Below are 17492 nucleotides of genomic sequence, written 5' to 3' on the forward strand. Positions count from 1 at the left end.
GCGACAGCTGGGCTGGCCCGGCGCACGGTTCCGTTCCACGGGCGCCGGGTAGTCGCACGCCATGACTGAGACCAAGCCCCTCGCCCTGGTCACCGGCGCTTCCAGCGGGATCGGGTTCGAGCTCGCCAAGCAGTTCGCCCAGCACGGCTTCGACCTGGTGATCGACGCCGAGGACCCCACCATCGACACCGCGGCCGCGAAGCTGCGCGCCGAGGGCGCCGACGTGATCCCCGTCCAGGCCGACCTCCGCACCCCGGAGGGCATCAAGCAGCTGTGGACCCGGGTCCAGGGGCTCGGGCGGCCGCTGCACGCCGCCGCCCTCAACGCCGGGGTCGGCCGCGGCGGCGCCTTCATCGACACCGACTGGGCCGACGACCTGGAGGTCATGCAGCTCAACGTCGTCTCCACCGCGGCCCTGCTCAAGCTGGTGCTGGTGGAGATGACCGGCCGCAACGAGGGCCGGGTGCTGGTGACCTCCTCGATCGCCTCGACCATGCCCGGTGCCTACCAGCCCGTCTACAACGCGTCGAAGTCCTTCGTCCAGTCGCTGACCGAGGCCGTCCAGCAGGAGCTGAAGGACTCCGCGGTCACCATCACGGCGCTGATGCCCGGCCCGACGGACACCGACTTCTTCCGGCGGGCCGACCTGGAGGACACCGCCATGGGCAAGGGCCCCAAGGACGGTGCGGCCGAGGTCGCCGAGCAGGGCTTCGAGGCCATGATGAAGGGGGAGAAGCAGATCGTCGCCGCTTCGCTGATGACCAAGGCGCAGGGCGCGATGAACAAAGTCCTGCCGGATGCCTTCAAGACCTCCGCCCACGAGGCGATGGCCAAGCCGCGCGACTGACGTCCCGCGCCACCGCGCCACCGCGACGCCCCTCCCGGTCCACCGGGAGGGGCGTCGTCCGGTTCGGGCTTCCGCTGAGCGGACGCCGGTGCAGCGCCGGGACAGGGGAGAGCTGGCACAGTGGGTGCATGGACGACGTCGTCATCTGTTCCCCCCTGCGCACGCCCGTCGGCCGCATGGGCGGCGTCTTCGCGGGCCTGAGCGCCAACCAGCTCGCCGCGACCGCCCTGCGCGCCCTCGCCGAGCGGACCGGCCTGGCGGAGGGCGAGGTCGACGACGTCGTGCTCGGCCACTGCAACCCCAGCGGCGAGAACCCGGCGATCGGCCGGGTCGCCGCCCTCGACGCCGGTCTGGGGGTGCAGGTCCCAGGCCTGCAGATCGACCGGCGCTGCGGCTCCGGGCTGCAGGCCGTCGTGTACGCGGCCATGCAGGTGGCCTCGGGCGCCGGCAAGGTCGTGATCGCCGGTGGCGTGGAGTCGATGAGCAACGTCGAGCACTACGCCCTCGGGCTGCGCACCGGCGCCAAGGGCGACGGCGTCATGCTGCACGACCGCCTGGCCCGCGCCCGCGAGACCGCCGGCGGCGTCGACCACCCGGTGCCCGGCGGCATGCTGGAGACCGCGGAGAACGTCCGTCGCGAGCACGGCATCGACCGGCTCGCCCAGGACGCGTGGGCGCTCCGCTCGCAGCAGGCCGCCGGCGCCGCGATCCGCGAGGGCCGGTTCAAGGACGAGATCATCGGCGTCGAGGTGCCCGGCACCCGGAAGACCCCCGCCCGCGTCGTCCTCGAGGACGAGCACCCCCGGCCGGAGACCACGATGGAGGACCTGGCGAAGCTCCGTCCGGTGATGGGCCGGGTCGACCCCGAGGCCACGGTCACCGCCGGCAACGCCTCGGGCCAGAACGACGGCGCCGCGGCGTGCGTCGTCACCACCCGGGCCGAGGCCGACCGGCGGGGCTGGGAGCCGTTCGTCCGGCTGGTCGGCTGGTCGGTGGCCGGTGTGCCGCCGGAGACGATGGGCATCGGCCCGGTCCCGGCCACCGCCGCCGTCCTGGAGCGCACCGGCTTGACGCTGGCCGACATGGACCTGATCGAGCTCAACGAGGCGTTCGCCAGCCAGGTGCTGGCCTGCCTGGAGGCCTGGGGCCTGGGCGCCGACGACCGGGACCGGGTGAACGTCAACGGCTCGGGCATCTCCCTCGGCCACCCGGTCGGCGCCACCGGCGCCCGGATCCTGGCCACCCTGGCCCACGAGATGCGCCGGCGCGAGTCCCGCTACGGCCTGGAGACGATGTGCATCGGCGGCGGCCAGGGCCTGGCCGCCGTCTTCGAGCGGGTCAGCTGAGCCCGGTCCGCAGGTGAGCCGGGCCGGTCGGGCAGCCGCCTGGCTGTCCGCCGTGCTCGGGCTGGCGTCCGCGGCGGTGAGCGCCTGGTGGACCGCCGGGGGCACCGCCCTGTTGGACACCGTGGGCGGTGCCATGGAGCAGCTGGCCCGGGAGCGCTCGGCCGCGGCCGTGGGGCTCGGCGCGGCCGTGGTGGTCGGGAAGCTGCTCGCGGCGGCCCTGGGGCCCGCGCTGCTGCGGTGGCGCGCGCGGTCGCTGCGGGTGCTCGCCGTCCTGGCCGGGCTGGTCCTGGTGGGGTGGGGCGGTGCGAACGTGCTCCTCGGCGGTGCGGTGCTCACCGGGGTGCTGGACCTCGGGCCGGTCGCCGACGAGCGCGCGCTGCGCTGGCACGTCCTGCTGTGGGACCCCTGGTTCCTGCTCTGGGGTGCCGCGCTGCTGATGGTGGTCGCCGCGACCCGCGGTCAGCGGGGTGGCGCCGTCGACGCCCGCTCGACCAGCACCGGCTCGACCAGCTCCTCGCGGCTCACCGGGTAGGCGCTCTCGGCGCCCACGAGCTGGGCGAGCAGGACGGCGGCCGCCCGCTCCGCGAGCAGGTCGGCGCGGTTGTCGACGGTGGTGATCGGCGGGGTCCACCACGCCCACGAGGGCTCGTCCTCGGTGCAGACCACCGACAGCTGACCGGGGACCCGGACGCCGGCGGCGGCGATCGCCTGCAGCACGCCCAGCGACGCCTCGTGGTTGCTGACCAGCAGCGCCGTGGGCGGCTCGGCGAGCCCGAGCAGGGCCGTCGCGGCCTCTTGCCCGAAGTCGACGACGAACGGCCCGCGCGCGACCAGCTCGGGGTCGACCGGGAGGCCCGCGGCCGCCATCGCCTCCCGGAAGCCCAGGTCGCCGAGCTTCCCGGAGGTGACCTCCGCCCGGCCCTCCACCACCCCGATCCGGACGTGCCCGAGCCCGAGCAGGTGCTCGGTGCCCAGCCGGGCCGAGGTGCGGTAGTCCGACATCACCGACGGGGCCAGTGACCCGGGCACCTCGCGGTTCATCGTCACCACCGCCCGGCCGTCGGCGACCAGGGCGTTGACCAGGTCGGTGTTGGCCCCGGAGCCGGCGACGACGATCCCGTCGAAGTGGTGCGCGCGCGCCGTCTGCAGGAAGGCCGCCTCGCGGGCCGGGTCGCCACCGGTGGTGCAGACCAGTACCTGGTACCCGTGCCCGGCGGCCCAGTTGTGCAGGGTCTCGGCGATGGTGTGGAAGGTCGCGTTCCGCAGGTTGTTGACCACCAGGCCGAGCAGCCCCGAGCGCCGGGTGCGCAGCGCACTGGCCATCCGGTTGGGCTGGTACTGCAGCGCCGCGGCGGCGGCCTCCACCCGGGCCCGGGTGCTGGGCAGCACCGCCGGGTGGCCGGAGAGCGCCCGGCTCGCGGTGCTGGTGCTGACCCCGGCGTAGGCCGCGACGGAGGACAGCGTGGCGGACACGATTCATCACTATAGGTACGGCGCCATGATCATCCCGTCAGTCGAGGGAGCGCCCGGATCCGGAACCGTCGGACCCTGCCCTTAGCGTCGTCCGCAGCTCCTCCACCGGGGGGAGGGAACGGAGGCGCGGTGTACCAGATCGACGGCGGGCTGGTGGTCAGCGCGAGCGACCTGACCGGCTTCCTGGAGTGCGAGCACCTCACCCGGCTCTCGCTGGAGGTGGCCCGCGGTGAGCGCACCCGGCCCACCGCCGTCGACCCGATGACCGAGCTGGTCGCCGCGCACGGCATCGACCACGAGGCCCGGCACCTCCAGCGGCTGCGCGACCGCGGGCTGTCCGTCGTCGAGATCGCCGCCCCCACCGGCAAGGACCCGGCGGCCCTGCGCCGCGCCCAGGCCGAGACGCTCGCCGCGATGCGCGCCGGGGCCGACGTCGTCTACCAGGCCACCTTCACCGACGGCACCTGGCGCGGGCACGCCGACTTCCTGCTCAAGCGCACCGACCGGGCCAGCGACCTGGGCCCGTGGGCCTACGACGTCGCCGACACGAAGCTGGCGCGCCGGATCAAGGTCCCCGCCCTGCTGCAGATGGCCCTCTACGGCGACCTGCTGGCGCAGCTGCAGGGCACGCCGCCCGAGCTGCTCACCGTCGTCACCGGCGACCAGCAGGAGCTGGTGTTCCGCTACTCCGACGCCGAGGCCTACACCCGCAGCACCCGGCAGCGGTTCCTCGCCCGGCTGGACGACGGCGAGCTGGCGCCGCCCTACCCGAACGCGCACTGCGGCGTCTGCCCGTGGCGGGAGACCTGCACCGAGCGCTGGCGCGGCGAGGACTCGCTCTCCCTGGTGGCGTTCATGCGCCGCGACCACGCCCTGGCCCTCACCGACGCCGGCATCCCCACGCTGAGCGCGCTCGCCGGGCGGTCCCCCGAGGCGCTGCCCGACGCGATCGGGCGCACCTCCCGGGAGCGGCTCACCCAGCAGGCCCGCCTCCAGGCGGCCGAGCGCACCACCGGCCAGCCGTCCTACGAGTTCCTGCCCCGGGAACCCGGCCGCGGGTTCGAGCTGCTGCCCCCGCCGAGCAGCGGTGACCTCTTCTTCGACATCGAGGGCGACCCGTTCGCCGGCGACAACGGGCTGGAGTACCTGTGGGGCGTGCTCGACGCCGCCGGCGGGTTCACCGCCCACTGGGGCTGCGACCCCACCGGCGACGAGCACGCGGCCGCCGAGCAGCGGGCCTTCGAGGCGCTGGTCGACCAGCTGACCGCGGCCCACGCCGCCGATCCGGCCATGCACGTCTACCACTACGCGCCCTACGAGCCGACCCGGCTGAAGACCCTCTCCGCCCGGCTGGGCACCCGGGAGGCCGAGGTCGACCGGCTGCTGCGGGCCGACGTCCTGGTCGACCTCTACGCGGTGGTCCGGCAGGGGCTGCGGCTGAGCAAGGAGTCGTACTCGATCAAGCAGGTCGAGGACTACTACCGCGGCCGCACCCGTGCCCACGGCGCCGACGTCTCCGACGCCGGGGAGAGCATCGTCGCCTTCGAACGCTGGCTGGCCACCCGCGACCAGGGGCTGCTCGACCAGATCGAGGCCTACAACCGCGACGACTGCGTCTCCACCCTGGAGCTGCGCGCCTGGCTGGAGGAGCGCCGCACCGAGCTGCTCCGCTCCGGCGCCGAGCTCCGCCGGCCGGCCGACGGCGACCCGGACGCCTCCGCCGAGCTGGTCGCGGCCCAGGTGTTGCGCGAGGAGCTCGAGGAGCGGCTGACCGCGGGGCTGCCGCCGGCCGGGCGCACCGCGGAGGCGGAGGCCACCTGGCTGCTCGCCCAGCAGCTGGGCTGGCACGCGCGGGAGGCGCGGTCGGCCTGGTGGGAGTACTTCCGCCTGCGCGACCTCCCCGCCGACGACCTCGAGCGGGAGACCGCCGCCCTCGGGCCGCTGTCCGACGCCGAGTTCCTCGGAGCGCAGCGGCGCTCGCAGCACTGGCGCTACACGTTCCCGCCGCAGGAGACCAAGGTGTCGGCCGGGTCCCGCTTCGAGCACCTGCTGCCGGCCGCGGACGGTTCGCGGGTCACCAGCTCGGTCGTCGACGTCGACCCGACCGCCGGCTGGGTCGTCCTCGCCCGGGGGACGGCGATGGCCGCCGAGCACCCCACCGGGCTGCTGCCGACCGCCCCACCCAGCGACGCGTTGTTCCGGGCCGCGCTCGCCGAGCTGGGCGAGCAGGTCGCCGCCACCGGCATCGACGCCGGCGGCCCGCGCCGGGCCGCCCGTGACCTGCTGCTGCGCCGCCCGCCGCGGCTGGTGGCCGGCACCCGGCTGCGCGAGCCGGGGGAGGAGCCCGGGGCGGCGGTGCGTCGGCTGGCCGCGGCGTTGGACGGCGGGGTGCTGGCCGTGCAGGGGCCACCCGGCGCGGGCAAGACCCACACCGGCGCCCGGGCGGTTGTCGACCTGATCCGCGCCGGCCGGCGGGTGGGGCTCACCGCCTCCAGCCACAAGGTGATCGGCAACCTCCTCGATGCGGTGATGGCCGCGGCCCGGGAGGCCGGGGTGCCGGTCCGGGCGCTGCAGAAGGCCGACGAGGCGCAGCGGTGCAGCGACCGGGACGTGCAGTGCGTCGGCAGCAACGGCCAGGTGGTCGACGCACTGGACGCCGGGGACGTCGACCTGGTCGCCGGCACGTCGTGGCTGCTCACCCGCCCGGAACTGGCCGGTCGGCTCGACGTGCTGGTGGTCGACGAGGCGGGCCAGCTGTCGCTGGCCAACACCCTCGCGGTCAGCCGCGCCGCCCGGAACCTGGTGCTGCTGGGTGACCCGCAGCAGCTGCGGCAGCCCGGCCGCGGCATCCACCCCGACGGCGCCGACGTGTCCGCGCTCGAGCACGTGCTCGGCGCCGACGAGGTGCTCCCGGCCGACCGCGGCGTCTTCCTCGACCGGTCCTGGCGGATGGCACCGGCGCTGTGCTCGGTGGTGAGCGGCCTGGCCTACGGCGGGCAGCTGCAGCCGGCCTGGGTGACCGCCGACAACGAGCTGGACGCGCCACCGCGCTGGGCGGCGCCGGCCGGCCTCGGCTGGGTGCCCGTGGAGCACCAGGGCAACGGCGCCGCGTCGGTGGAGGAGGCCGCCGTCGTCGCGGAGCTGGTCGGTGACCTGATGGGCCGCCCCTGGCGGGCGGGGAGCCGCGAGCGGGTGATGGGCCAGGCCGACGTCCTCGTGGTCACCCCGTACAACGCACAGGTCAACCAGGTGCGCAGCGCGCTGGCCGCCGCCGGGCTGGGTGGGGTGGAGGTCGGCACCGTCGACAAGTTCCAGGGGCGCGAGGCCGCGGTGACGGTGTTCTCGCTGGCCGCGTCCAGCGGTGCGCACGTGCCGCGCCGGCTGGAGTTCCTGCTCGACCGGCACCGGCTCAACGTCGCGCTGTCCCGGGCCAAGACCGTCGCCTACCTGGTCGGCAGCCCCGCGTTGCTCACCTCGCCGGCGCACACCCCCGAGCAGCTGCGGCTGGTCAACGGCCTCTGCCGGCTGGTGGAGGTCGCCACCGGCACCCCCACCGCCCTGACCGGCGCATGACCAGCCAGGTCGACCTGGGGGTCACGCCGCCGCCGTCGTCGGCCCCGGTGCGCGAGCGCTTCCGGCGGCAGAGGCGCCGCGACACCGCACCCGAACTGGCGGTGCGACGTCGCTTGCACGCCCGCGGGGTCCGCTTCCGGGTCGACGTGCGGCCCTGCCGAGAGACCCGGGCCCGGGGCGACCTCGTGTGGAAGGGGCGCCGCCTGGTGGTCTTCATCGACGGGTGCTTCTGGCATGCCTGCCCGACGTGTGGCCACCAGCCGACGGCGAACGGCACCTGGTGGTCGGAGAAGCTGGCCGGCAATGTCGCACGGGACCGGCGGACCGACGCCGTGCTCGCCGAACTGGGCTGGCGGGTGCTGCGCTTTTGGGAGCACGAAGACCCCGGCGCGGTGGCCGACCGGATCTGTGCCGAGCTGCGCGACCGGGGTGAGCGCTGAACCCAGGGGACCCAGGACGGGCCGCGGAACGGGCCGCGCGGGTGCAACGGTCGGCCGGAGAATCTGCGCAGGCGGTTCCCTCGGGTGGTTGGTTAGGCTAGCCTCACCAACGTCCGGTGGCGGGAGCGCCGGTCTGCCAATCCGGGAGAGCACCATGAGCACGGCGACGACCGAACGTCCCGCCCGGGCTGCGTCGGCTCCGGCCGTGGCGCCCGAGTACCGCTTCTTCTCCGTGCGCGTCGCCCGCGTCCAGCGGATCAGCCCGACGTTCCTGCGGCTCACCCTGGCGGGTCCGGACCTGACCGGCTTCGGTGTCGGCGGCGCCGACCAGCGGATCAAGCTCGTCCTCTCCCGCGACGGCGCCCCCGTCGAGGAGCTGCTCACCAACGGCCCCGGCTGGTACCAGGAGTACTGCGCGCTGCCCGACGACCGCCGCCCGCACCTGCGCACCTACACCGTGCGCGACGCCCGCCCGGAGGAGGGTGAGGTCGACGTCGACGTCGTGCTGCACGGCATCGCCGACGGCCACGCCGGCCCGGCCGCCTCCTGGGCCGCCGCCGCCGTCCCCGGCGACCGGGTCGTCATCCTCGGCCCCGACCGGCCGGGCACCGGCCGCGCCTGGGGTGTCGAATGGGCCCCGCCGGCCGACGGCACCCTCTTCCTCGCCGGCGACGAGACCGCCGTCCCGGCGATCAGCGCCATCGTCGAGGCGCTGCCCGCCGGCCGCCGCACGATCGCGGTGCTGGAGGTCCCGGTCGCCGGTGACGTCCTCTCCCTCGCCGTCCCCGCCGGGGTCGAGGTCCGCTGGCTGGTCCGCGGCGAGCGCGCCCGGGGCGAGGCGCTCGGCCCGGCGGTGCACGCCGCGCTGTGCGAGCTCGGCGTCGCCAAGCCCACCCCCGGCCAGGAGCCCGAGGACGTCGACCTGGAGAGCGGGCTGCTCTGGGAGGTCCCCGAGGCCCGCGCCGACGGTTGCTACGCCTGGCTCGCCGGCGAGGCCGGGATGGTCAAGAAGCTGCGCCGCCGGCTGGTGCGCGACCTGGGCGTCCCGCGCACCTCGGTGGCGTTCATGGGCTACTGGCGGATCGGCGCAGCCGAAGGCGGCTGAGCGGACCCGCTCCGGGAGCCTTACCGTCGGGGTGTGCTGCGGACCCTGCTGCTCCTGCTGGCCCTGGTGGTGTTCGTCTGGATCGCCCTCAGCGTGGTCGGGTGGGTCCTGAAGGGCCTGTTCTGGCTCGCCGTCGTGGCGCTGGCCGTGGTCGCCGGCACCGCCGTGCTGAGCTCCTCCCGGAAGGGCTGATCCGATGACCGTCTTGCTGGTCGACGTCGCCAACGTGCTCGGCTCCCGCCCCGACGGGTGGTGGCGGGACCGTCCCGGCGCGACGGCCCGGCTGCTGCAGCGGCTCGCCGCCCTGCGGACGGCGAGCCTCGACGCACCGGACGACGGCGGTCAGGTCACCGTCACCGAGCTGATCGCCGTCGTCGAGGGACAGGCCCGGGGCGTCGAGGAGCCGGCCGGCCTCCGGCTGGTCCGAGCCCAGGGCAGCGGGGACGACGCGCTCGCCGCCACCGCCGCGGAGCTGGCCGACGACGGGGACGACCTCCTCGTGGTCACCGCCGACCGGGGGCTGCGCGCCCGGCTGCCGGAGACCGCCCGGGTCACCGGCCCCGGCTGGCTGCTGTCCGCGGCGGACTCCACCGCGGGGCAGGACCAGGACCGGTGACCGGCCCGGCCCTCCCGCCGCAGGCCGTCCGGTCCGCCGCCGAGCTGGCCGACAGCGCGCTCGCCGCCGTCCGCCCCGAGCACCTGTCCGCCCGCACGCCGTGCGCCGACTTCGACGTCCGCGCACTGCTGGACCACCTGGCCTGGGCGGCGCTGATCTCCCAGCGATCGGCCACCCGGATGCCGCTGGACCCGCCGGCATCCGGCCGGCCCGCGCCGTTCCTCGACGGGCTGCCCCCGGAGCAGTGGGCGGCCGCCATCGTCCCCGAGCTCGACGCCGCCGCCGATGCCTGGGCCGACCGGGCCGCGTGGGAGGGCGACACGGTGCTCGGTGGCGCCACCGTGCCCGCCGCCGTCGTCGGCCCGCTGATGCTGAGCGAGTTCGTGCTGCACGGCTGGGACCTGGCCCGCGCGGTGGGGGCGCCGCTGTTCGTCTCGGCCGGGCTCGCCCGGACCACGCTCACCGCGGTCGAGCAGCTGGCCCCGATGGGCCGGGACGGCGGGTGGTACGGCCCCGCCGTCCCGGTGCCTGCCGACGCGAACCCGTTGGACCGAGCGCTGGCGCTGGCCGGTCGCGATCCCGACTGGGTCGGCTGACCCGGTTCAGTACCGGGCGGGGATGCGCACCTGCGCCAACCGGGTCGAGCGGCGCCGGCCGGGCAGGCACGCGGCCAGGCTGAGCAGCACGGCCACCCCGTCCTCCAGCACGGCGGCCTGCCAGTCCGGCAGCCGGTGCCCGGCCCACCGCCGCCAGGCGACGCCGCCGTAGGAGCCGGCCAGCGCGCCGGCGACCCCGGCGGTGGCCGGCAGGGCCGCGTTCGCCCCGGCCCGCCGGGCCAGCAGCGCCCCACCGCCGGCGCCGCTGACCAGCCGGGCCGGCAGCACCTGCGCGCTGGTGCGCGCCGGGACCCCCGGCTGCTTGTCGGCGTAGACCTCGCCGGCCACCGAGGCCAGCGAGGCCAGCTTCTTGACCGCGCCGGTGTCCTGCGCGGTCAGCGTGGGCGCGGCCACCCCGAGCGAGCTGCGCCCGCCGGTGGCCACCCCCAGCAGCAGCGACCGGCAGACCAGCCCGGCGCGCGCCTTCTGCCGGGGGAGCACCCGCTCCCGCGGTGTCGGCAGCCCGGACACCACCGCCTGCACGGTCGCCCCGTAGGCCAGGTGGGGGAGCGCGTCGCCGAACCAGTCCTGGCGGGTCCAGGTCGTCGGGTCGCTGACCCCCAGCGCGGCCACCGGGAGGTTGGTGGCCGCACTCGACGCGGCGCCCTTGACCACCGCGCCCACCGGGAACGACAGCCGCACGCCGGCCGACCGGACGACGCTGGACACCACGCCCAGCGCCACGCCGTTGGTGATCCCGCTCATCGCACCCAGCGCGGTGCGGCGGGACGCCCGCTCCTGCCTGCTGCCGCGGATCGGTCTGCCGGCCGCGCGGGCCAGCGCATCGGCGGTCTCCTCGGGCAGGGTGCTGGCCGGCCGGCCACGGACGGCCATGTCCAGCCAGGTGACGGCGTTGAGCGCGGTGGTCCCGGCGGCGCCGGCGAGCAGGCCGCGGGTGAAGGTCCCGGTCATGCTCTGACCCTGCGCGGGGATCGCATGACCGGCAACCGCAGCGCCGGCCGGGTCGGGTGGGGCGGCACCGTGGGCGCTCTCACCACGTCGGGACACCCGGCGCACACGTCCGGGTGGCACCGTGGAGGACAGCGCCCGAGGTCGTGTGCTCCCCGACCCCCGCCAGCCGTTCCGCGGTGCTGCGCATCCACTCCCTGAAGGTCTTCCATGGTCACCCCTGCGCCCTCCCGTCCTCGTGCCCCGGCTCCGGGTCTCCTCCGTTCCGCGCTCGCCCGGGCCACCTCGTCCGCCACCCCACCGTCACTGCGCCGGCTGCGGGTGGCGGTCGCCGTCCTGTTCGGTCTCGACGGCTTCGTCTTCGGCAGCTGGGCCGCCCGGGTGCCCGACGTCAGCGCCGCCACGGGCGCCGGCCACACCGCGCTGGGCGTCGCGCTGCTGTGCCTGTCGCTCGGCGCGCTGGCCTGCATGCAGGTCACCGGCGGGCTGTGCGCCCGGTTCGGCACCGGGCGACTGGCGGCGCTGGCCGGCACGGCCGCCAGCGTCAGCGCCGTCCTGCCCGGGCTGGCCGGCTCGGTGCCGGCGCTGTGCGCCGGGCTGTTCGCCTTCGGCGCCCTCACCGGTGCGGTGAACGTCGCCGCCAACAGCGTCGGGGTGCAGGTCGAGGCGCGGGCCGAGCGGCCGCTGCTGTCCGGTCTGCACGCCGCCTTCAGCGGCGGCGGGCTCCTCGGGGCGCTCGTCGGCGGGTTGGCCGCGACGGCCGTGGGCGTGGCGCCGCACCTGGCCGCCGTGGCCATCGTCGGCCTGGTCGCGATGGCCTGGGCCGGCCCGGTGCTCGTCCGCGGCGACGCCCCCCAGCCGGTGGCCGATCCGCTCGCCCCGGCCGCCGGCGTCGCACGCGGGCGCCGACCCACCGGCGTCCTGGTGCTGCTCGGTGCGGTGGCCGGGGCCACCGCCTACGGCGAGGGCGCACTCAGCGACTGGGGTGCGCTGCACCTGCGGGAGCAGGTGTCCGCGGCGCCCGCCCTCGCGGCCGCCGGGTACGCCGGCTTCTCCTCGGCGATGGCCGCCGGCCGGTTGGCCGGCGGCCGGCTGGTGCTCGCCCTCGGCGAGCGGCGGCTGCTGGTCGGTGGCTCGCTGCTGGCGGCGGCCGGCGCCCTGGCCGCCGTGACGACGACGTCCCTGCCGGTCGCGCTGGCCGGCTTCGTGGTCGTCGGCCTCGGGCTGGCCAACGTCTTCCCGCTGGCGATCGCCCGGGCCGGTGCGCTCGGCGGGCCCTCCGGCGTCGCGCTGTCCACCACGGTCGGGTACACCGGCCTGCTCGGCGGCCCGCCGGTGATCGGCTTCCTGGCCGAGCACGCCGGGCTGCCCGCGGCGCTGGGCACGGTGTCGCTGGCGGCGGTGCTGGCCGCGGTCCTCGTCGTCGGCGTCCAGGGCGAGCAGGTGCGGCGCCCGGTGCTGCCCCGGTGGGGCCGGACGCAGCCGGTGTTCTTCGGACGGCGACCGGTGGCGGTGGTGCTGCGCCCGGTCGGTGGCGTGCTGCGACCGGCGGCGGTCCGCACCCAGGTCGGCGTCTGCAGCTACGTGCGGGACCTGGAGCTGCTCGGGGTCGGCTGAGCCCGACCGGGCCGGCCAGGAGAGGGCCGGACCGGCCAGGCCGGCGCACCGTGACCCCCGCGGTCCTCCGGCGTGGGACCCCGTGCGTGAACTCGGTGTTCCGATCGGTCGCACCCCGTTGACCGGCGGCCGCGAGGGGAACACGCTGGCCCGCACCTGATCCGTGGGGTGCCCAGCCGGAGGACCGCAGATGACCGTCGAACCCGCACCCGCCCGCACACCGCACGGACCGGGACGGGGGGTCGAGGCGGAGGCGGTCGACGCCGGCTACCTGGCGCGCCGGCAGCTCCGCGGCGGCACCGCCGGGTGGGTGCTGCTCGCCGGCCTCGGCGTCGCCGCGGTCATCTCCGGGGACTACGCCGGCTGGAACTTCGGGCTGGCCGAGGGCGGGTTCGGCGGGTTGCTGATCGCCGTCGTCCTGATGGCGGTCATGTACTCGGCGATGGTCTTCGGCCTGGCCGAGCTGGGCTCGGCACTGCCGACCGCCGGCGGCGGCTACACCTTCGCCCGCCGGGCGCTGGGCCCCTGGGGCGGCTACGCGACCGGTGTGGCGGTGCTGATCGAGTACGCCATCGCCCCGGCGGCGATCGCCACCTTCATCGGCGCCTACGTGGAGTCGCTGGGCCTGTTCGGCATCACCGACGGCTGGTGGGTGTACCTCGCGGCCTACGCCCTGTTCATCGGCGTCCACCTGCTCGGCGTCGGTGAGGCGCTGAAGGTGATGCTGGTGATCGCCGCGGTCGCCGTCGCCGGCCTGGTGCTCTACCTGGTCGGGGCGATCCCCGCCTTCGACGCGGCCAACCTGACCGACATCGCGCCCACCGACGCCGCCGGCGCCTCGGAGTTCCTGCCCTTCGGCCTGATGGGCGTCTGGGCGGCGTTCCCGTTCGCCATCTGGTTCTTCCTGGCGGTGGAGTGCGTGCCGCTGGCGTCGGAGGAGGCCAAGGACCCGGCCCTGTCCCTGCCCCGGGGGATCGTCGCCGCGATGGGCCTGCTGCTGGTGCTGGCGGTGCTGATGCTGGTGTTCACCGCCGGCGCGGGCGGTGCGCAGACGATGTCGGCCAGCGGCAACCCGCCGGTGGAGGCGCTCGAGGTCGCCGGGGCGTCCAGCGGGCTCACCACGGTGATCAACTACGCCGGGCTGGTCGGCCTCATCGCCAGCTTCTTCTCGATCATCTACGCCTACTCCCGGCAGACCTTCGCGCTGTCGCGCGCCGGCTACCTGCCCCGGGCGCTCTCGGTCACCAACTTCCGCAAGGCGCCGGTGCTGGCCCTGCTGGTCCCCGGCGCCGTCGGCTTCGCGCTCTCGCTGACCGGGCAGGGGGCGATGCTGCTGAACATGGCCGTCTTCGGGGCGACGGTCTCCTACGTGCTGATGATGGTCAGCCACATCGTGCTGCGCCGCCGCGAGCCGGACCTGCCCCGGCCCTACCGCACGCCCGGCGGCACGGTCACCACGGGCATCGCCCTGGTGCTCGCCGCCGCCGCGGTGATCGCCACCTTCCTGGTCGACCGGACGGCGGCGCTGTGGACCCTCGGTGCGTTCCTCGCGTTCCTGGCGTACTTCGCCCTCTACAGCCGCCACCACCTCGTCGCCTCCGCGCCGGAGGAGGAGTTCGAGCTGCTGGCCGCCGCCGAGGAGGACGTGCGGTGACGGTCCGCCGGGCGACGGTGGGCGGGCACACCCACGAGTTCCGCTCGCTGACCGACGTGCTCGCGAAGGCGACGCCGGCCCGCTCCGGTGACGTGCTCGCCGGGGTGGCCGCGCAGTCGCAGGCCCAGCGGGTGGCGGCGCAGTACGTGCTCGCCGACGTCCCGCTGGCCGCCTTCCTCACCGAGCCGGTGGTCGGCTACGACGAGGACGACGTCACCCGGCTGATCCTGGACACCCACGACCGGGCCGCCTTCGCCCCGGTCGCCGCGCTCACCGTGGGGGAGTTCCGCGACTGGCTGCTGGCCCGGGCGGCCGAGCGGGACGAGACGGCGATCTCCGCCCTGGCCCGCGGGCTGACCCCGGAGATGGTCGCCGCGGTCTCCAAGCTGATGCGCAACGCCGACCTGGTCTCCGTCGCCCGCCGGGCCCGGGTGGTCACCGGGCTGCGCAGCACCCTCGGCCTGCCCGGCCGGCTGGCGTCCCGGCTGCAGCCCAACCACCCGACCGACGACGCCGTCGGGGTCACGGCGAGCATCCTGGACGGGCTGCTGCACGGCTGCGGGGACGCCGTCATCGGGATCAACCCGGCCACCGACTCCCCGGCGCAGACCATCGCGCTGCTGGAGCTGGTCGACGCGGTGATCAGCCGCTACGAGATCCCCACCCAGTCCTGCGTCCTCGCGCACGTGACCACCACGCTGCGGGCGCTGGAGGCCGGGGCGCCGGTCGACCTGGTCTTCCAGTCCGTCGCCGGCACCCAGGCCGGCAACCGGGGCTTCGGCGTCACCCTCGACCTGCTCGCCGAGGCGCAGGCCGGCGCGCTGGAGCTGGGCCGGGGCACCGTCGGCCGCAACGTCACCTACTTCGAGACCGGGCAGGGCTCGGCGCTCTCGGCCGACGCCCACCACGGCGTCGACGGCCCGGTCGACCAGCAGACGCTGGAGTGCCGGGCGTACGGGGTGGCCCGCCACTTCGACCCGCTGTTGGTCAACACCGTCGTCGGGTTCATCGGCCCGGAGTACCTCTACGACGGCAAGCAGGTGATCCGGGCCGGGCTGGAGGACCACTTCTGCGGCAAGCTGCTGGGCCTGCCGATGGGCGTGGACGTCTGCTACACGAATCACACCGACGTCGACGGCGACGACACCGACGTCCTCACCCTGCTGCTGGGCGCGGCGGGCTGCGCGTTCGTCATCGCCGTCCCGGGCTCGGACGACGTGATGCTGCACTACCAGTCGCTGTCGTTCACCGACGTGCTCACCGCCCGCTCGGTGCTCGACCTGCGCCCGGCGCCGGAGTTCGAGGCGTGGCTGGCGCGGATGGACCTGCTCGACGACGCCGGCCGGGTCCGGGAGCTCACTCCCGACGCCCCCGCCGCCCGCGCCCTGCTCGCCGCGGCCCGATGACCACCAGGGATGGGGCAGAAGTGGCCATTTCTGCCCCGGGAGACGACCCCTGGGCGGTGCTGCGCAACGCGACCCGGGCGCGGGTGGCGCTGGGCCGGTCCGGCGACGCGCTGCCCACCGCCCGGGAGCTGGAGTTCCGCGCCGCGCACGCCGCCGCCCGCGACGCCGTGCACACCCCGCTGGACGGCGACCGGCTGCGCGCCGCGCTGACCGCCGCCGGCGTCGGGCTGGGCGTGCTGGAGGTGCACAGCGCCGCGCCGGACCGGGCCACCTACCTGCAACGACCCGACCTCGGCCGCCGCCTCGCCGAGGGGACGACGCTGCCCGCCGGCAGGTACGACCTGGCGCTGGTCATCGCCGACGGGCTCTCGCCGCGGGCGGTGCACGAGCACGCGGCCGGCACGGTGGCGGCGGTGCTCGACCGGCTGCCGGGCTGGTCGGTGGCGCCGCTCGTGGTGGCCGCCCAGGCGCGGGTGGCCCTCGGTGATCCGGTGGGGGAGGCGCTCGGCGCCGCGGTCGTCGTCGTCCTGGTGGGGGAGCGGCCCGGCCTCTCCTCCGCCGACAGCCTCGGCCTCTACCTGACCTGGGGCCCGCGGCCGGGCCGGGCGGACGCCGAGCGCAACTGCATCTCCAACGTCCGCCCGCCGCACGGGCTCGGCTACGCGCAGGCGGCCGACACCCTGGCCGGGCTGCTGCACGCCGCGCGCCAACTGGGCGCCAGCGGCGTCGTCCTCAAGGACGAGGGCGTCGCGCTGCCGCCCAGTGGTTGTTGAAGGACCCTCTCTCCCCCCACCCCTCGCGAGCTCGGGGCGGGCCCCTGAGAGAGGGCCTCGGTGGAACGGGGGTCCTTCAATCAGGGGGCGGCGTGGTCCCGGCCCGGGAACTCCAGCCGGCGCAGCGGCCCGATCTTCATGACCGAGCTGAGCAGCGCCTCCATCGGGTGGCGCTGGGGCCGCTGCACCTCGGCCGGCCAGTCCGGCACCATGTCCGGATCGGCGGGGGCGACCTCCACCTCGGCCACCCGGCCCTGCAGCCGGGCGCGCACCTCCTCGGCCGTGTAGGACCGGCGGTGCCGCTCATGGCGCAGCAACACCGCCCCGGTGGCGGCAACTCCGGCAATTCCGGCGACTCCGAGCAGCTTTCCGACCCGCATGACCCCGTACCGTAGTGGTGTGGCTCACAATCGCACCGGGTTCGCGCGTGGCACGTCCGCGCGGGCCCTCTCGTTGCACGAGGCCGGCGAGCTGACCCGGACCGGCGACGTGTGGGTGTTCCGCGGCGGCTCGCTGGCCGACCGCGCCATCCAGACGGTCACCAACGCCCCGGTCAACCACGTCGGCATGGCCGTCGTCCTCGACGACCTGCCACCGCTGCTGTGGCACGCGGAGCTCGGCCACTCGCTGGCCGACGTCTGGAGCGGCCGGCACCACCGGGGTGTGCAGCTGCACGACCTCGCCGACGCCGTCTGCGTCTGGAAGAAGCGGTACGGGCAGCAGGCCTGGCTGCGGCAGCTGGTCGGCCCGGCGGACGACGGCGGGGTGACCCGGGAGATGGAGGACGCCGTCCTGCGCACCATCGCGCGGCTGGACGGCAAGCCGTTCCCGACCACCCGCGGGCTGGCCCGGGGCTGGGTCAACGGCCGGCTGCGGCGGCACGAGACCAACGACACGGTGTTCTGCGCGGAGCTGGTCGCCGCCACCTACACCGCGATGGGGCTGCTGCCCGCCGACCGGCCGCTGAGCTCCTACGACCCGGGCAGCTTCTGGTCCGGGGACGCCCTGGAGCTCATCGACGCCCAGCTCGGTCCGGAGGTCCGGGTCGACGTCGCCCTCGACGCGCCCTGCCGCTGA

Annotated in this window: 17 protein-coding genes; 14 read left to right on the plus strand and 3 right to left on the minus strand. The window is 75.8% G+C overall.

From position 1 onward, the window contains the following. The first annotated feature begins 61 nt into the window (after positions 1-61). The 3 genes from ACI79U_RS08370 (at position 62) to ACI79U_RS08380 (ending at position 2725) form a co-directional block, all read left to right on the plus strand. Positions 62-847 (plus strand): SDR family NAD(P)-dependent oxidoreductase, encoded by a 786-nt coding sequence (locus ACI79U_RS08370; protein WP_457069790.1) that lies wholly within the window; start codon positions 62-64, stop codon positions 845-847. Positions 848-975: 128 nt separating this feature from the next. Further along, positions 976-2193: an acetyl-CoA C-acetyltransferase gene (locus ACI79U_RS08375; RefSeq protein ID WP_457069793.1), complete on the plus strand. Its 1218-nt coding sequence runs from the start codon at positions 976-978 to the stop codon at positions 2191-2193. 13 nt (positions 2194-2206) lie between these two features. Continuing rightward, on the plus strand, positions 2207-2725 hold the full coding sequence (locus tag ACI79U_RS08380) for a DUF3995 domain-containing protein (RefSeq protein ID WP_457069795.1): 519 nt from the start codon (positions 2207-2209) through the stop codon (positions 2723-2725). On the opposite strand, the gene ACI79U_RS08385 is transcribed toward ACI79U_RS08380, so the two are convergent. Next, positions 2653-3666: a LacI family DNA-binding transcriptional regulator gene (locus ACI79U_RS08385; RefSeq protein ID WP_457069797.1), complete on the minus strand. Its 1014-nt coding sequence runs from the start codon at positions 3664-3666 to the stop codon at positions 2653-2655. The genes ACI79U_RS08380 and ACI79U_RS08385 overlap by 73 nt on opposite strands. Positions 3667-3795: 129 nt before the next feature. On the opposite strand from ACI79U_RS08385, the gene ACI79U_RS08390 reads away from it, so the two are divergent. The 6 genes from ACI79U_RS08390 to ACI79U_RS08415 all read left to right on the plus strand — a co-directional run bounded on the left by ACI79U_RS08390 (position 3796) and on the right by ACI79U_RS08415 (position 9996). Further along, positions 3796-7239 carry a TM0106 family RecB-like putative nuclease gene (locus ACI79U_RS08390; protein WP_457069799.1) on the plus strand — a complete coding sequence of 1148 codons (3444 nt, stop codon included), beginning with the start codon at positions 3796-3798 and terminating at the stop codon, positions 7237-7239. Beyond that, entirely contained in the window at positions 7236-7679 is a 444-nt protein-coding gene (locus tag ACI79U_RS08395) for a very short patch repair endonuclease (protein ID WP_457069801.1), read from the plus strand. Before ACI79U_RS08390 ends, ACI79U_RS08395 begins: the two co-directional genes overlap by 4 nt. 154 nt (positions 7680-7833) lie before the next feature. After that, positions 7834-8784 (plus strand): siderophore-interacting protein, encoded by a 951-nt coding sequence (locus tag ACI79U_RS08400; protein ID WP_457069803.1) that lies wholly within the window; start codon positions 7834-7836, stop codon positions 8782-8784. 33 nt (positions 8785-8817) lie between these two features. Beyond that, positions 8818-8976, plus strand: a complete 159-nt coding sequence (locus ACI79U_RS08405) for a hypothetical protein (protein ID WP_457069805.1) — start codon at positions 8818-8820, stop codon at positions 8974-8976. A gap of 4 nt (positions 8977-8980) precedes the next feature. Beyond that, complete coding sequence (locus tag ACI79U_RS08410) at positions 8981-9400, plus strand: hypothetical protein (protein ID WP_457069807.1); 420 nt, start codon at positions 8981-8983, stop codon at positions 9398-9400. Beyond that, positions 9397-9996 carry a TIGR03086 family metal-binding protein gene (locus ACI79U_RS08415; protein WP_457069809.1) on the plus strand — a complete coding sequence of 200 codons (600 nt, stop codon included), beginning with the start codon at positions 9397-9399 and terminating at the stop codon, positions 9994-9996. Before ACI79U_RS08410 ends, ACI79U_RS08415 begins: the two co-directional genes overlap by 4 nt. A gap of 6 nt (positions 9997-10002) precedes the next feature. On the opposite strand, the gene ACI79U_RS08420 is transcribed toward ACI79U_RS08415, so the two are convergent. Further along, entirely contained in the window at positions 10003-10968 is a 966-nt protein-coding gene (locus ACI79U_RS08420; RefSeq protein ID WP_457069811.1) for a hypothetical protein, read from the minus strand. Positions 10969-11175: 207 nt separating this feature from the next. Here ACI79U_RS08420 and ACI79U_RS08425 point away from each other — a divergent pair, with 207 nt between their 5' ends. The 4 genes from ACI79U_RS08425 to eutC all read left to right on the plus strand — a co-directional run bounded on the left by ACI79U_RS08425 (position 11176) and on the right by eutC (position 16415). Next, entirely contained in the window at positions 11176-12582 is a 1407-nt protein-coding gene (locus tag ACI79U_RS08425) for an MFS transporter (RefSeq protein ID WP_457069813.1), read from the plus strand. A 190-nt stretch (positions 12583-12772) separates the two neighbouring features. Then, entirely contained in the window at positions 12773-14236 is a 1464-nt protein-coding gene (gene eat, locus ACI79U_RS08430; protein ID WP_457069815.1) for an ethanolamine permease, read from the plus strand. Then, the gene (locus ACI79U_RS08435; RefSeq protein ID WP_457069817.1) at positions 14233-15642 is read left to right on the plus strand and encodes an ethanolamine ammonia-lyase subunit EutB; all 1410 of its coding nucleotides are present in this window, start codon (positions 14233-14235) and stop codon (positions 15640-15642) included. The genes eat and ACI79U_RS08435 overlap by 4 nt, the downstream gene beginning before the upstream one ends. Positions 15643-15662: 20 nt before the next feature. Next, positions 15663-16415 carry an ethanolamine ammonia-lyase subunit EutC gene (gene eutC, locus ACI79U_RS08440; RefSeq protein ID WP_457069819.1) on the plus strand — a complete coding sequence of 251 codons (753 nt, stop codon included), beginning with the start codon at positions 15663-15665 and terminating at the stop codon, positions 16413-16415. Between the two features lie 80 nt (positions 16416-16495). On the opposite strand, the gene ACI79U_RS08445 is transcribed toward eutC, so the two are convergent. Next, on the minus strand, positions 16496-16795 hold the full coding sequence (locus tag ACI79U_RS08445; protein WP_457069821.1) for a hypothetical protein: 300 nt from the start codon (positions 16793-16795) through the stop codon (positions 16496-16498). 19 nt (positions 16796-16814) lie between these two features. Between ACI79U_RS08445 and ACI79U_RS08450 the strand changes: the two genes are divergently transcribed. After that, on the plus strand, positions 16815-17492 hold the full coding sequence (locus tag ACI79U_RS08450; protein ID WP_457069823.1) for a hypothetical protein: 678 nt from the start codon (positions 16815-16817) through the stop codon (positions 17490-17492).

Source organism: Modestobacter sp. SYSU DS0904 (genome assembly GCF_054051115.1).